This is a genomic window from Dermacoccus nishinomiyaensis (assembly GCF_900447535.1).
Lineage (GTDB): Bacteria > Actinomycetota > Actinomycetes > Actinomycetales > Dermatophilaceae > Dermacoccus > Dermacoccus nishinomiyaensis.
The window spans coordinates 542,229-555,565 of sequence record NZ_UFXX01000001.1 but is presented as its reverse complement, the minus strand read 5'-3'; the positions used below and the strand labels follow the sequence as shown (position 1 = coordinate 555,565).

General features: G+C 68.1%; 11 protein-coding genes, 3 tRNA genes and 1 pseudogene. 11 read left to right on the top strand and 4 right to left on the bottom strand.

Annotated elements, in window-relative coordinates; translation table 11 throughout:
• Positions 1–152 precede the first annotated feature (152 nt).
• Positions 153–740: a TetR/AcrR family transcriptional regulator gene (locus tag DYE07_RS02770; protein ID WP_006945215.1), complete on the top strand. Its 588-nt coding sequence runs from the start codon at positions 153–155 to the stop codon at positions 738–740.
• A 180-nt stretch (positions 741–920) separates the two neighbouring features.
• Here DYE07_RS02770 and msrB read toward each other — a convergent pair whose 3' ends face one another.
• Positions 921–1,331, bottom strand: coding sequence for a peptide-methionine (R)-S-oxide reductase MsrB (msrB, locus tag DYE07_RS02765; RefSeq protein WP_006945288.1), 411 nt, complete (start codon positions 1,329–1,331; stop codon positions 921–923).
• 153 nt (positions 1,332–1,484) lie between these two features.
• On the bottom strand, positions 1,485–2,291 hold the full coding sequence (locus tag DYE07_RS02760) for a (2Fe-2S)-binding protein (RefSeq protein WP_115296284.1): 807 nt from the start codon (positions 2,289–2,291) through the stop codon (positions 1,485–1,487).
• 69 nt (positions 2,292–2,360) lie between these two features.
• Here DYE07_RS02760 and ligD point away from each other — a divergent pair, with 69 nt between their 5' ends.
• The 3 genes and pseudogenes from ligD to DYE07_RS02740 all read left to right on the top strand — a co-directional run bounded on the left by ligD (position 2,361) and on the right by DYE07_RS02740 (position 4,404).
• Complete coding sequence (gene ligD / locus DYE07_RS02755) at positions 2,361–3,404, top strand: non-homologous end-joining DNA ligase (protein WP_074045403.1); 1,044 nt, start codon at positions 2,361–2,363, stop codon at positions 3,402–3,404.
• Positions 3,401–3,847, top strand: a pseudogene (locus DYE07_RS15320) (GNAT family N-acetyltransferase). Before ligD ends, DYE07_RS15320 begins: the two are co-directional and overlap by 4 nt.
• A 236-nt stretch (positions 3,848–4,083) precedes the next feature.
• Positions 4,084–4,404, top strand: a complete 321-nt coding sequence (locus DYE07_RS02740; RefSeq protein ID WP_038567925.1) for a hypothetical protein — start codon at positions 4,084–4,086, stop codon at positions 4,402–4,404.
• Positions 4,405–4,662: 258 nt separating this feature from the next.
• Here the strand turns inward: DYE07_RS02740 and DYE07_RS02735 are convergent, their stop codons facing one another.
• Positions 4,663–5,715, bottom strand: coding sequence for an ATP-dependent DNA ligase (locus DYE07_RS02735; RefSeq protein WP_074045495.1), 1,053 nt, complete (start codon positions 5,713–5,715; stop codon positions 4,663–4,665).
• Positions 5,716–5,973: 258 nt separating this feature from the next.
• Here DYE07_RS02735 and DYE07_RS02730 point away from each other — a divergent pair, with 258 nt between their 5' ends.
• Both DYE07_RS02730 and DYE07_RS15315 read left to right on the top strand, forming a co-directional pair.
• On the top strand, positions 5,974–7,152 hold the full coding sequence (locus DYE07_RS02730; RefSeq protein ID WP_115296283.1) for an alpha/beta hydrolase: 1,179 nt from the start codon (positions 5,974–5,976) through the stop codon (positions 7,150–7,152).
• Positions 7,153–7,338: 186 nt separating this feature from the next.
• Positions 7,339–8,733: a PPK2 family polyphosphate kinase gene (locus DYE07_RS15315; RefSeq protein ID WP_115296282.1), complete on the top strand. Its 1,395-nt coding sequence runs from the start codon at positions 7,339–7,341 to the stop codon at positions 8,731–8,733.
• Positions 8,734–8,854: 121 nt separating this feature from the next.
• Here the strand turns inward: DYE07_RS15315 and glgX are convergent, their stop codons facing one another.
• Positions 8,855–10,975 carry a glycogen debranching protein GlgX gene (gene glgX, locus DYE07_RS02720; RefSeq protein ID WP_006944508.1) on the bottom strand — a complete coding sequence of 707 codons (2,121 nt, stop codon included), beginning with the start codon at positions 10,973–10,975 and terminating at the stop codon, positions 8,855–8,857.
• Positions 10,976–11,087: 112 nt separating this feature from the next.
• On the opposite strand from glgX, the gene DYE07_RS02715 reads away from it, so the two are divergent.
• The 5 genes from DYE07_RS02715 (at position 11,088) to DYE07_RS02690 (ending at position 13,329) form a co-directional block, all read left to right on the top strand.
• Positions 11,088–12,257 (top strand): YihY/virulence factor BrkB family protein, encoded by a 1,170-nt coding sequence (locus DYE07_RS02715; RefSeq protein WP_115296281.1) that lies wholly within the window; start codon positions 11,088–11,090, stop codon positions 12,255–12,257.
• An 86-nt stretch (positions 12,258–12,343) separates the two neighbouring features.
• A tRNA-Gly gene (locus tag DYE07_RS02710) sits at positions 12,344–12,416 on the top strand.
• 38 nt (positions 12,417–12,454) lie between these two features.
• Positions 12,455–12,525, top strand: a tRNA-Cys gene (locus DYE07_RS02705).
• 1 nt (position 12,526) lies between these two features.
• Positions 12,527–12,601: transfer RNA gene (locus DYE07_RS02700), tRNA-Val, on the top strand.
• A 275-nt stretch (positions 12,602–12,876) separates the two neighbouring features.
• Entirely contained in the window at positions 12,877–13,329 is a 453-nt protein-coding gene (locus DYE07_RS02690) for a DUF5709 domain-containing protein (RefSeq protein WP_115296279.1), read from the top strand.
• The last annotated feature ends 8 nt before the right edge of the window (positions 13,330–13,337 follow it).

The following is a 13,337-nucleotide window of genomic DNA, read 5'->3' as shown; positions in this document are numbered from 1 at the left end:
CGCAGGCGACGAGCCGGCCGCCCTGGGTGCGGGTGTCTCGTGACGTGCGCGACGCGGGTCTGGCCTGCCAGTGCGACGCAACGGGCGGGTGGCCAGAGGGGATATAACGTGCGTTATCGGCACCAGGATAACGCACGTTATATTCTGGTGATGTGAACACCCGAACACCCGTGCGTGAACGGCTGCTGGACGCGGCCGACTCGCTCCTCTTCATCGAAGGTGCCTTCGCGACGCCCGTCGACACGATCCTCAAGCGCGCGGGCGCCTCGCCGCCCAGCCTCTACGCCCACTTCGGCAACAAGGAGGGGCTGATCGCCGCGGCGCTGCGACGTCGCCTGAACATCTGGACCCAGGTGTGGGACGACGCGATCGCCGCCGCCGCCGATGATGAGGAACGCCTGCTCGCGCTGTGGCCGGCGCTCGCGACCTACCAGGCGGAGCGCCTGCCCGAGCGGTGGTGCGCGTTCAGCGGGACGAGCGCCGCCATCGTCAACCCTGGCCCGGATCTGCGCGCCGTGCTCGAGGAGGAAACGGCGCTACTGCGCGACAGGCTGCTGGCGTACAGCGAACCCGTTGCAGGGGCGGCGGCGCCGCACCTGGCGTCAGCGCTCATGACGATCTACGCCGGGACGCTCGCGCTCATGCTTCGCGAACCGTACGAGGACGCCCTCGAGGAGGGGCGACGTGCCGCCGAGATGCTCGTGCGCTCGTATCGCGTCGCGCGGGAGCGGGCGGTCTGAGATTGGAGCGCCGCTCGTGCTCGCGCGTGGGCCGGCGGACAGGGCGCGGTGACGCAAACTGCACGAGAAATGCGCATCTGCACGAGGAGTGTGCGGCACATTCCTCGTGCAGATGCGTAATTTTCGAGCAGATCCTCCGCGGCAGGGTTGGGGCTACGTCAGGATCGGGCGTGGCGACCGTCAGTTCGTGGCGGGCCGCAACGTCATGCTGATCGAGTTGATGCAGTAGCGCTCGTCCGTCGGCGTCGAAAAACCTTCACCGCGGAAGACGTGGCCGAGGTGGCTGTCGCACTTCGCGCAGCGCACCTCGGTGCGTATCATGCCGTGGCTGCGATCCTCGATGAGACGGACGTCGTCAGCATCGGCGGGCGCGAAGAACGCGGGCCAGCCGCATCCGCTGTGAAACTTCTCGCGGCTCGTGAACAGTTCGGCGCCGCAGGCGCGGCACGCGTAGACGCCCTCGGTCTCGGTGTCGGTGTACTCGCCACGGAAGGCCGGCTCGGTGCCGCCCTCGCGCAGGACGGCGTACTCGGCGGGGGAGAGCGTGGCTCGCCAGTCCTGCTCGGACGTCGGGGTGGTCGGGTCGCTCATCGAAGAACCTCCTGGACGAGGGCGTCGGCGCCGCCGAGTGGCGGGCCGTGGGGTGTCGAGTCATCGTCGCTCGAGCGGTGAGCCCTCTCGCTGGTGCTGGCAGCGTCCCCCGAGCAGGGGCGGCCTGACAAACGGTTCGGGCTCACGTCATCGTCAACCACGCGGGGCGCCGGTTCGTTCCCGCAGGACGCAGTCGCCGCAGACCGTGTCGCGTGAGTTGCCCGGCAGCCGATAGAGCTGACAGCAGCTGTGACGGCGAAAGCTCACTGTCCCGATGCGGCCGTCGGTCAGTGGTCGGCCACGGGCTGCGGTCAGTGCCGTGAGGCAGGCATCGGCGATCTGTCTCACCGCCGTCGACTGGCCGGGATCGACCCTGACGACGGTGCGCGCCGCGCCATGGAGCGCCGACGCCACGTTGCCCCAGGCAATCGAAGCTGACGGCGTCAGCGCGGTCGACGTCAGGGGAATTGCCAGTCGATCGACGAGGGCGCGGGCGAAGTGATCGACGCTCGTGTTGACGGCGACGCTCGCGTCGCTGGCGGCGTGTGCGACGGGGGTGGCGAGCGCCGGCCGGGCACTCCATTCGGGGGAGAGCGCCAGCGGAAACGTGGTCGTGCCGTCGTCCTGCCAGAACAGTTGGTCGAGCGTGGGGACGCAGGCACCTCTCGAGCCCCCGGAGGGTGTATTCCGCAGCGCCGACCCGATCCACGGTGACAGCACCCGCGCGCACACCCCGAGATGCAAGACGGCGCCGAGCGCACGGACGTCGACATCATCGGAGTGAAGAGAACCGGCAGCGGCCGTCCGCTCGCGAGCTCGGTCGATCCACGCGCCCAGGGCGCCACGGGACGCGAGGTCGGCGCCGAGGGGCCGCCAATCCGCCACCGGCGTCATGGCATCCACGCGGAAGAACGGGCCCAGGTCGGGCTCGCTCACGCGGGAGGCGGAGGGGGACGGCATGCCTCAACCCTGCCAAGGCGAGTGGGGCGAGGCAACGCGGGGCGGGCATCCGTCGCCTACGCTTCGAGCATGGCGTCCACCGCAGTGACCCTCGAGATTCCCGGCCCCGACGGCGAGGAGCGCACCGTCAGGGTGTCGAGTCCCGATCGCGTCGTCTATCCCGACGACGGGGTGACGAAGCTCGACCTCGTCGAGTATGTGCTCGCCGTGGCCGAGCCGTTTCTGCGCTGGAGCGGCGATCGGCCTGTCGCGTTGGAGCGTTACCCGAAGGGGCTGGCGGACAAGCCGTTCTTCAGCAAGAACCCGCCCAAGGGTGCGCCGAGTTACGCGCGCAGTGTGATGTGCACGTACCCGAGCGCCCGGGCGCACGAGCAGCTCGTCCTCGACGAGCCCGCGATGCTCGCCTGGTGCGTGCAGATGAACACGGTGACGTTTCATCCGTGGCCCGTGCGCGCCGAGAACAACGACAATCCTGACGAGCTGCGCATCGACCTCGACCCGCAGCCGGGGCGCGATTTTGCTGATGCCGTCGAGGCGGCGTTCGCGCTCAAGGAGCTCATGGAGTCGCTGGGGTTCACACCGTTCGTCAAGACGTCCGGCAACCGTGGCGTCCATGTGTATGCACGCATCGCGCCGACGCGGGAGTTCCTCGACGTGCGTCACGGTGTCATCGGCCTTGCGCGCGAGTTGGAGCGTCGGCTGCCCGATCTGGTGACGACGGAGTGGTGGAAGGAGCTGCGCGGCGAGAAGGTGTTCGTCGACTTCAACCAGGCGAACCGCGACCGGACGATCGCCGCGGCGTATTCGCCGCGGCCGCTGCCGGGTGCGCCGGTCTCGATGCCGGTGGCGTGGTCGCAGCTGCGTGACGTCACGCCGTCCGACTTCACGGTGCGCACCGTGCCCGGCATCGTCGCTGCGGACGGTGACGCATGGGCGCGGGCGCCGGGGGAGTCGATGAACGACCATGTCGGTGACGTCGACGCGGCCATCGCGCTGTGGGACGCCGACGTCGAACGCGGCCTGCCCGAGTTGCCGTTTCCGCCCGATTACCCGAAAATGCCCGGTGAGCCGCCGCGCGTGCAGCCGAGCCGCGCCAAGAAAGACGCGCCGTGACGCCGTGGCTCGAGACCGAGCGGCTCGTGCTGCGCGAGCCCTCGGACGCCGACGTCGACGCGTGCTGGCGCATCCACGGGGATCCGCGGACGTATGCCCATCTGCCGTCGGGGCGCATGAAGGCGGCCTCCGAGGCCGTCGACCTCATCGCGTCGTGGCGCGCGCACTGGCGTCAGCACGGGTTTGGGTACGCAGCCGTCGTCGACGACACGGGCGAGGTCGTCGGTTTCTGAGGCGTAGAGCTGCGTGACCTCGGTGGCGAGCCCGTGCTCAACCTCTACTACCGCTTCGACTCCGACCACTGGGGCCCGGGTTACGCGGCCCAGGCCGCCAGCGCCGTCGTCGAATGGGCGCTGCGCCAGGGGCCTGACGCGCCGCTCGTCGCCGTCATGGCGACGAACAACCCGGCGTCAGCGCGGGTGGCGGAGCGCGTGGGGCTGTAGCTCAGCGACCGCCAGCACGATCGCGACCCGTCGAACACGTCATCTGGGAGGCGCCGCGAGCGACGTAGTCGTGCGACGCGTGCGTTGCCACGTCGAGCCCAGCGGCGAGGTTGCTCGCGGTCGCGCGATGTGATGGGCGACAGCCGTAGGGGTGCGTGGAGTATTCGATGGGGTGCGGCTCTGTGACCCAGTCAACTCTAATTGACACGCCCTGCTGCGCGACCTAGCCTCAGGGCATGCCCAAGATCAGTAAGCCCCTGCCCCAGGAACTGCGCGGAATCTCCGAGAAGTCCGTCGAAGAGGCGGCCGCGCGCATCATGGAGGGCTTCCGGGTGCAGACGCACCTGTTCACCAAGGACGAGCTCGAGGGGCTCGCCATGCTCAACAACCTCATGTCCGACACGATCAAGTGGGTCGTCGCCGAGCGTCGCGCCAAGGGCGACTCGTGGGCCCAGATCGGCGAGAGCCTCGGCATCAGCAAGCAGGCGGCGCAGCAGCGCTTCGGCAAGAAGGCCGACAAGCCCGTCGTCGACGAGAACATCGCGCTGGCGGGCTGACGCGCTCGCCTGTACACATCTGCGATCTTCGTCCATATTCACGCCGGCGTCCGTTGGGACCTGCTGGCTTGAGAATGTGGACGAAGATCGCAGATGTGGACGCAAATCGAGAAAGGAAACGGGATTCGCGAAGGGGACAGGAATCGCAGAACGGTCGTCGTCAGGGGAGTAGGGACGACGGGGGAGCGATGACGACGGGGATGCCGGGGCGCTGGGCGTGACGACGAACGGGCGTGACGGCGAACCAGGCGCGGCGGGTCAGCCGCGTCGCAGCACCTCTCCGAGGTCATAGTCGGGGGCGCGTTCAACCTGCTCGAGAGTGCAGGAAGTCGGCTCGCGGTCGGGGCGCCAGCGCAGGAACGTCACGGCATGACGGAAGCGGTTGCCCTCCAACTGATCGAACGCGACCTCGACGACGCGTTCGGGGCGAAGGGGCACGAACGAGACGTCCTTCGAGCTGCTGAAGCGTGAGCGATCCGTCTCACCGTGCGCGGCGTTGCCGTCGGCGTCGCGCACGACGAGCGGGTCGAGTTCGTCGACGAGTTCGCGCCGTCGCGCCGCCGTGAACGCGCTGACGCCCCCGACGTTGTGCAACTCGCCGTCCGCGTCGGCGAGCGCGAGCAGCAGCGATCCGACGCCATCGCCGCTCTTGTGCACGCGATAACCGACGACGACGGCTTCGGCCGTGCGCTTGTGCTTGATTTTGAGCATCGTGCGCTTGCCCGGCTCGTAGACGTCGGAGCGACGCTTCGCGACGACGCCGTCGAGCCCCGCGCCCTCGAACTGCTCGAACCAGCGACGTGCCTCGTCGGCGTCGCGCGTCGTGCGCGTCAGGTAGACCGAATCGCTCGTCGGCCACTGCGCGAACAGCGCCTCCAGACGTGCGCGACGTTTCTCGAACGGCTCGCCCATGACGTCGTCGTCGCCCTCGGCGAGCAGATCGAACGCGACGAACTGCGCCGGCGTCTCTGCGGCCAACTTCTCGATGCGCGACGCGGCGGGGTGGATGCGTGCGCTGAGCGCGTCCCAACTGAGCCGCTCATGCCCGGGCGAGCCCTGACGCAGCACGATCTCACCGTCGAGGACGACACGCTCGGGCAGCGCCAACTTCAGCGCCTCGACGAGTTCCGGGAAGTAGCGCGTCAGCAACTTCGAGCCGCGCGAGTGCAACTCGACGTCGTCGCCGTCCCGCGCGACGATGCAGCGGAAACCGTCCCACTTCGGTTCGTAGGTGAACTCGTCACCCTCCGGCACGCTCGTGACGGCCTTCGCGAGCATCGGTTGGACGGGCAGTGTGATGGGCAAGCTCATGCCACCCATTGTCGCCCCATCCGTGTCGCCGCGGCCCGTGCTTCGGCGCTGCTCCGATCCGAGATGAGGCGTCACTCATGACCATCACGACCGGAACGCGCGCAGCGGCACACCCCGGCCACGAGTGAACGAACGAGCGGTCGCCGAAACCAGAAGCGTCCCGACAGCGGGGAGGTCGGCGCGACGAACACCCTCGATCACCGATGAACGAACGGGGCGCCCGACGGCGTGAGGCCGCCGCGATGAAACAATTGAAGAGTGAAGCGTCTCAGTAGCCGCCAGTCCGTCGTGCTCGGTCTCGGAACGGGCGCGGCGCTCGCCGCGACGACGAGCGCGGCGTCCGTCACCATCGCGGCGGTCTTCGCGCGCAAGCTCGTCACACCTGAGAAGGAAAAACCGAACGACGCGGACGTCCTGACCGTCCGTCACGGCCTCGACGGGGTGGCCACGAGCGCAGTCTTCGCGTCGAGCGTCGAATCCCTCGCGCCCGGCCGCTACGGGCTGTACTGGGACGACGAACGCGGCCACGCTCGCATCGGCGAGATCCTCGGTCACACCGACGCGGGCGGCGTCATCCGGGCCGTCGACGCCGTCACGCGCGGCGAGCTCCTCCCGGGCCCCGCCCGCTGGAGCGGCTGGTACGTCGACGGTTCGCCCCAGGACGCGTACGGCATCCGAACCGAAGAACTCGCGCTTCCCACCGTCAACGGCCGCGCGCCGGCATGGGTGACGCGCGCCGGCGACGGCACCCGCTGGGCGGTTCTCGTCCACGGCCGCGGCGCCCGTCGCGGGGAGACGTTGCGCGCCGTCCCGGTGCTCACCGACCTCGGCATCTCGTGCATCATCCCGAGCTACCGCAACGACTCCGACGGGCCCGCCAGCAGCGACGGCAAGTACGCCCTCGGACTCACCGAGTGGGAAGACGTCGATCTCGCCCTCGAGTTCGCGCTGCGGGAGGGCGCGCGCAGCATCGACCTGCTCGGCTGGTCGATGGGCGGCGCGATCGTCATGCAGGTACTCGCGCGCAGCGGCCACGCGGGGGCGGTGCGTCGCGTCGTCCTCGACGGGCCGGTGCTCGACTGGGCCGACGTCATGGCTCACCATGCGCGGGCCAATCGGCTGCACCCGCGCCTCGCCGACCTCGCGGCACGTCTGTTGGGCGGCAACCGATCGAGCCGGCGGATGACGGGGCTCGCGCAGGCGATCGACGTCACGCTGACGAACTGGGTCGCGCGCGCCGACGAGCTGACGAAGCCGATGCTCGTCATCCACTCCGTCAACGACGAGTTCGTGCCCTACGGACCGAGCGCGGAGCTCGCACGACTGCGCCCTGACATCGTCACCTGGCAGCGCTGGGAGCAGGCCCGACATGTGCGCGAGTGGAACACCGACCCGGCCCGTTGGGAGCGATACGTCCGCGAGTTCCTCGCTCGCTGAGGGCCGTTCGTACGCCTGATCGCTGCGGAACGAGCGGGTGGTGGTCGCTCTGTCGCCGACGAGCGTTGAATCGGCGTCCTTCGAAAGCGTTGCGCCCCAACGGATCACCGTGATCTCGCCGAATCGCTTGTCCGTGCGGAGGCGAAGTGCATGACAACGCCGGTCGGGTCTGCCACGATGACTGGTATGTCCAAGAAGGCCAAGAGCGAGTCGCCCGAGGCGCCCGAGAAGGCAGCGAAGAGCGCCTCCTCGTCGTCGAAGGTCGCCACCAAGAGCGACACGACCAAGTCGGCGAAGAAGGCGGGAACGTCGTCGAAGACGTCCGCCAAGACCACGGCCGCCGGGGGAGCGTCCACGAAGACCACGACGTCTGACGCGCAGCCGAAGAAGAAGTCGGCTGGCAAGGCGTCGAAGAAGTCGTCCTCGAGCAAGAAGTCGGCTGACACGACGGCGAAGTCCGACGCGAAGAAGAAGTCCGAGGCGACGAAGAAGTCCGAGGCGAGCGCGGCCAAGACGGCGGCCACGTCGAAGACCGCCGAGGCGGAGGCACCGACGGCGAAGGGCGAGAAGAAGGCGGAGAAGTCGGCGTCCGACGCCACGTCCGAGGCGAAGAACGTCGACACGTCGACGAGCACGGCTCGCCTTGCGCCCGCCAAGGTGGCTCGTCTCAAGCAGGCCGAGGAGGTCATCGCGAACGTCGGCCGTGACAAGGCGACGCGCAAGGAGACGAAGAAGTTCAAGGCCGTCAAGAGCGACTTCGCCTCGGCGCTGCGCGTCGGTGAGGGGTTCGTCCTCGCCGACCTGGACGCGTCGTCCACGCCCGCGTTCGACGGCGGGCCCAAGAAGGCCGAGAAGGTCATGCGCAAGACGGGCGACGAGCTCGCTGACCTGCAGGAGCGGCTCTACGCGAGCGAGCGTCACCCCGGCGGGCGCAGCGTCCTGCTGCTCGTGCAGGGCATGGACACCTCCGGCAAGGGCGGCATCATGCGTCACGTCGTCGGCACGATGGACCCACAGGGCGTCGAGCTGACGGCCTTCAAGACGCCGACGAAGGAAGAGCAAGCGCATCCGTTCCTGTGGCGCATCCGCAATGCGCTGCCCAAGCCCGGTTATGTCGGGGTGTTCGACCGGAGCCAGTACGAGGACGTCCTCGTCGTGCGTGTCCACGACCTCGTCTCGCGACCGGTGTGGATGCGTCGCTACGGCCAGATCAACGCGTTCGAGGAGTCGGTCGTCGCGAATGGCACGACGATCATCAAGGTGATGCTCCACATCTCCGCCGACGAGCAGAAGGCGCGCCTTGCCGAGCGTCTCGAGGACCCGGAGAAGTTCTACAAGTTCAACCCGGGCGACCTCGTCGAACGCTCCTACTGGAGTGAGTACCAGGAGGCCTACCAGGCGCTGCTGGAGAAGACGTCGACGGACGTCGCGCCGTGGTTCGTCGTCCCGGCCGACAACAAGTGGTATGCGCGTCTTGCTGTGCAGCAGCTCGTCCTCGAGCACCTGCGCGCCCTCGCCCTCGAGTGGCCGGAGGCGACGTTCGACGTCCCCGAGCAGCGCGCTCGCCTCGAGAAGCTCTGACGTCCACGCCGCGGGCCGGGTCCGTACGAGCACGGCCGGCGGCGCGCCAGGCACGAGAAGACGAACATGACGAGGGGCTGACCGGTTCGATCGAACCGGTCAGCCCCTCGTCATGCGTTCGTCAGCTCTCTGTGCGTGGCGCCTGCAGCACCGCGAGGGTGCGCGGGGGCAGCTTGACGGTGTCGCCGCCGCTCAGTTCGACGCCTGCTTCGGCGTCCTCGGGCAGGCTGGAGATGGCGAAACTCCACTCCGAACCCTTCTTGACGACCTCGGGGATGACGAAGTGCGTCTCCTCGTGGCCGGGGTTGAACAGCAGCAGGAAGTGGTCGTCGACGACCGACTGGCCCTTCGCATCCTGCGCGTGGATCGCGTCACCGTTGAGGTAGACCATGATCGTGCCAGCTCCGGAGGCCCAGTCGCCGTCCTGCATCTCCTCACCGTTCGCGCCGAACCAGACGATGTCGCCCCAGTCGCTGCGCCCACCGTGCTCGGCGTCGCCGGCGAAGAAGCGTCGACGCTGGAACGCCGGGTGCGTACGACGCAACGCGATGAGCTGCTGCGTGAACTCCAGCAACGAACGGCGACGGTCGTCGAGATCCCAGTCGATCCAGGAGATCTCGTTGTCCTGGCAGTACGTGTTGTTGTTGCCGCCCTGCGTGCGTCCCAGCTCGTCACCGTGCAGCAGCATCGGCACGCCTTGGCTCAGCATGAGCGTCGCGAGGTGGTTGCGAATCTGACGATCCCGCAGCGCGAGCACGCTCGCGTCATCGGTCTCGCCCTCGACGCCGCAGTTCCAGCTGCGGTTGTGCGATTCGCCGTCGTTGTTGCCCTCGCCGTTGGCGTCGTTGTGCTTCTCGTTGTAGCTGACGAGGTCGCGCATCGTGAAGCCGTCGTGCGCGGTGACGAAGTTGATCGACGCGATCGGTCGACGCCCCGAGTGCGCGTACAGGTCGCTCGAACCAGTGAGACGGGAGGCGAACTCGCCGAGCGAACCCGGCTCACCACGCCAGTAGTCGCGCACGGTGTCGCGGTACTTGCCGTTCCACTCCGTCCACAGCGGCGGGAAGTTGCCGACCTGGTAGCCGCCGTCACCGACGTCCCAGGGCTCGGCGATGAGCTTGACCTGGCTGATCACGGGATCCTGCTGGATGATGTCGAAGAAGGCGCTCAACCGGTCGACCTCGTGGAACTGACGCGCGAGCGTCGCAGCGAGGTCGAAGCGGAAACCGTCGACGTGCATCTCGTTGACCCAGTACCGCAGCGAATCCATGATGAGCTGCAGCACGTGCGGGCTGCGCATGAGCAGCGAGTTGCCCGTGCCCGTCGTGTCGAAGTAGTGCGCCTTGTTGTCGTCGACGAGGCGGTAGTAGTTCTCGTTGTCGAGGCCGCGGAAGCTCAGCGTCGGGCCGTTCTCGTTGCCCTCGGCGGTGTGGTTGTAGACGACGTCGAGGATGACCTCGATGCCCGCCTCGTGCAGTGCCTTGACCATCGCCTTGAACTCGGTGACCTGCTGACCGCGTTCGCCACTCGCCGAGTACGCGTTGTGCGGCGCGAGGAAGCCGATCGTGTTGTAACCCCAGTAGTTCGTCAGGCCCTTCTCGACGAGCGTCGTGTCCTGCACGAACTGGTGCACCGGCATGAGCTCGATCGCCGTCACGCCGAGGTCGACGAGGTGCTGCACGATCGCGGGGTGACCGATCGCGGCGTACGTGCCACGGATCTCCTCCGGCACGTCCGGGTGCGTCATCGTCAGACCCTTGACGTGCGCCTCGTAGATGACGCTCTGGTGGTACTCGTGCTGCGGCGGGTGGTCGTGACCCCAGTCGAAGTAGGGGTTGATGACGACGCTCAGCATCGTGTGAGCGAGCGAGTCGTCGTCGTTGCGCTTGTCCTGCTCGAGGAAGTAGTAGCTGAACAAAGACTCGTCGCCGTCGATCTGACCCTCGATCGCCTTCGCGTACGGGTCGAGCAACAGCTTGTTGACGTTGCAACGCTGCCCGTTCTCGGGGTCGTACGGGCCCTCGACGCGGTAGCCGTACCGCTGACCGGGCTGCACGCTCGGCACGTAACCATGCCAGACGTGGCCGTCGACCTCCGTCAGCTCGATGCGCGTCTCGACCATGTCGTCGTCGACCAAGCAGAGGAAGACCTTCTCGGCCGCTTCCGAGAAGATTGCGAAGTTGACGCCGGTGCCGTCGAACGTGGCACCGAGGGGGTAGGGCTTGCCCGGCCAGATATCCATGGCGTCTACCTAACCATGAAGTAGGACGCGCTCGTCGCACGCCGGTTCGGGCGTGGACACGGCTGCGGCGAGCCTCCCCGCCTTCCGCGACGAACGCCGCTAACGTGCTCGGGTGAGCGAGCAGGCGGAGCAGGATCAACCGTCGATGCTGCGTACCCGCGCCCGCCGCGTGGCGCGCCGCGTGCCCGGCCTCTACGCCGTGTGCCGCCTCGTGCTCGAGACGCTGCGCCAGTGCATGCGCTACCGCGTCACCGGCCTCGCCTCCGAGGCGGGTTTCTTCGCGTTGCTGTCCTTCCCGCCGCTCGTCTACGGCCTGCTCGGCGTCATGGGCTACGTCGGCGGCGCCCTCGGCGGACGTACCGTGGACGACATCGTCCGCTCGATCGAGCGTTACCTCGAGGGGATCCTGTCGGGGGAGGCGCTGCAGAACGTCGTCATGCCGACGCTGCACGACGCGCTCGAGGGCGGACGCCCCGACGTCGTCTCCATCGGCTTCCTGCTGTCGCTGTGGTCCGGTTCGCGGATGATCAACGTCATCGTCGACACCATCTCGATCATGTACGGCCAGGGCGGCGTGCGCGGCATCGTGCGCGCCCGTGCGCTGTCGGTGACGTTGTATTTCGTCTCGCTGCTGTTCATCGGCGCCGTGCTGCCACTCATCGTCATCGGCCCGGATCTGCTCGGACGCATGCTGCCGCCCGGTCTGCTGTTCCTGCTGACGCTGTACTGGCCCGTCGTCGGCGCCATCACGATCGTCGGGTTCGCGACGCTCTACTACATCGCGACACCTGTGCGCACGCCATGGGTGCGCGACCTGCCCGGCGCCGGATTCACCCTCATCGCCTGGGTCATCATCTCGCTGTTCCTGCGGAGCTGGTTGTCGGCGTCCGTCGGCGGCATCTCGATCTACGGCCCGCTCGCAGCAGCGATCATCGCGCTGATATGGCTGTACTCGTTGTCGATTGCCGTGCTCATCGGTGCCGCGCTCAACAGTGCCGTCGCGCGGCTGTGGCCCGTCGCCGCCGCGCCCATCGGAGTGCGTGCGCGGACGCGTGGGCTCATCGAGGAACAGGTGGCCAAGGTGCGTTCACGGGCGGGCGACGACGCCCCGTACGACCAGGAGAACGAGACGTCGGCCGGCGCAAGGCATGGGCGCCCGTACGGCGAGCGAGCTGCCGTGGTGGATCGTGGGGCGCGGCCCGACGGTGGCGTGGCGACGCAGGGCGAAGCCGCCGCCGAGACTGCTCGCCCCGACGACATGGCGCAGCGTCGCAGCGCGTGACGCGGCATCCGCGCCGCCCACGTTGCGCGTGAACGTGAGCATCGGTTAGTGTTTCCTCTCGTTGCAGCGCGACAGCGCAGTAGCAGGCGGACATAGCTCAGTTGGTAGAGCGCAACCTTGCCAAGGTTGAGGTCGCCGGTTCGAGCCCGGTTGTCCGCTCTGTGTCTTCTTGGACACGCACGGTGCGAACCGTGTTCGGTGGAGTGGCCGAGAGGCGAGGCAACGGCCTGCAAAGCCGTCTACACGGGTTCAAATCCCGTCTCCACCTCGGGCGATTGGCGCAGCGGTAGCGCGCTTCCTTGACACGGAAGAGGTCACTGGTTCAAACCCAGTATCGCCCACCAGAACAGAACACAGCCACGATGCTCCCACGGCCCGGCCGTCGGGAGCATCGTGGCTGTTCCGCTGCAGGCTGCCAGCTGCCGGCTGGGCGAGAGATCCCGGGCCGGTGTGTGGGGGACGCCGTGGGCACGGGGCCCGGCGGCCATCGCCCGGAAACGCGTCATGGATGACGCGTTGTGGGGCAAAGTCGAGCGGCGCATGCGGGCGGGGCCGTCGACCGACGTGCAGCGGGCCGGCCGGCTTTCCTTGGTGGGGCTCATGTGCGCATGATGGCGTCATGACGAATGAATCGAACTTCGACCTCGGCCCCATGGACGGCTACGCGGATCAGGCCCAGGCCGCCGACGACGTCACGGGCGAGGCGTACGAGAACATGCTCGACCAGGGGTTCACGACACCGGAGCGCGAGCCGAACGTCGAGCGCTGGGAGAACGAGCACGAGACCCTCGGCGAGCGCCTCGAGGAGGAGGTGCCCGACGTCGACCCCGACTCGGCGTACGGCAACCCCGACGGCGTTCCGTCACCTGACGACGAGTTCGACGACACGCGCGTCGGCCGCGTCGTCGCCCCCGACGAGGGCCTGGCGGAGGATCGCGAATCCGAACTCGTCGCCGAGGACGACGGTTTCGCGGGTGGCGCCTCGAGCGCTGAAGAGGCTGCGCTGCACTTCACGGACGGTCGCGACGCGGCGGGTTTCGACGACGGCATCGTCGACGAGCCCGGCGCCTGATCGAGCGG

Excerpts from the sequence above, each read along its gene's own strand:
- msrB (WP_006945288.1), bottom strand. The coding sequence starts at position 1,331 with ATGAGCGACCCGACCACCCCGACGTCCGAGCAGGACTGGCGAGCCACG.
- DYE07_RS15315 (WP_115296282.1), top strand. The coding sequence starts at position 7,339 with ATGTCCAAGAAGGCCAAGAGCGAGTCGCCCGAGGCGCCCGAGAAGGCA.
- DYE07_RS02760 (WP_115296284.1), bottom strand. The coding sequence starts at position 2,291 with ATGCCGTCCCCCTCCGCCTCCCGCGTGAGCGAGCCCGACCTGGGCCCG.
- DYE07_RS02735 (WP_074045495.1), bottom strand. The coding sequence starts at position 5,715 with ATGAGCTTGCCCATCACACTGCCCGTCCAACCGATGCTCGCGAAGGCC.
- ligD (WP_074045403.1), top strand. The coding sequence starts at position 2,361 with ATGGCGTCCACCGCAGTGACCCTCGAGATTCCCGGCCCCGACGGCGAG.
- DYE07_RS02740 (WP_038567925.1), top strand. The coding sequence starts at position 4,084 with ATGCCCAAGATCAGTAAGCCCCTGCCCCAGGAACTGCGCGGAATCTCC.
- DYE07_RS02690 (WP_115296279.1), top strand. The coding sequence starts at position 12,877 with ATGACGAATGAATCGAACTTCGACCTCGGCCCCATGGACGGCTACGCG.
- glgX (WP_006944508.1), bottom strand. The coding sequence starts at position 10,975 with ATGGATATCTGGCCGGGCAAGCCCTACCCCCTCGGTGCCACGTTCGAC.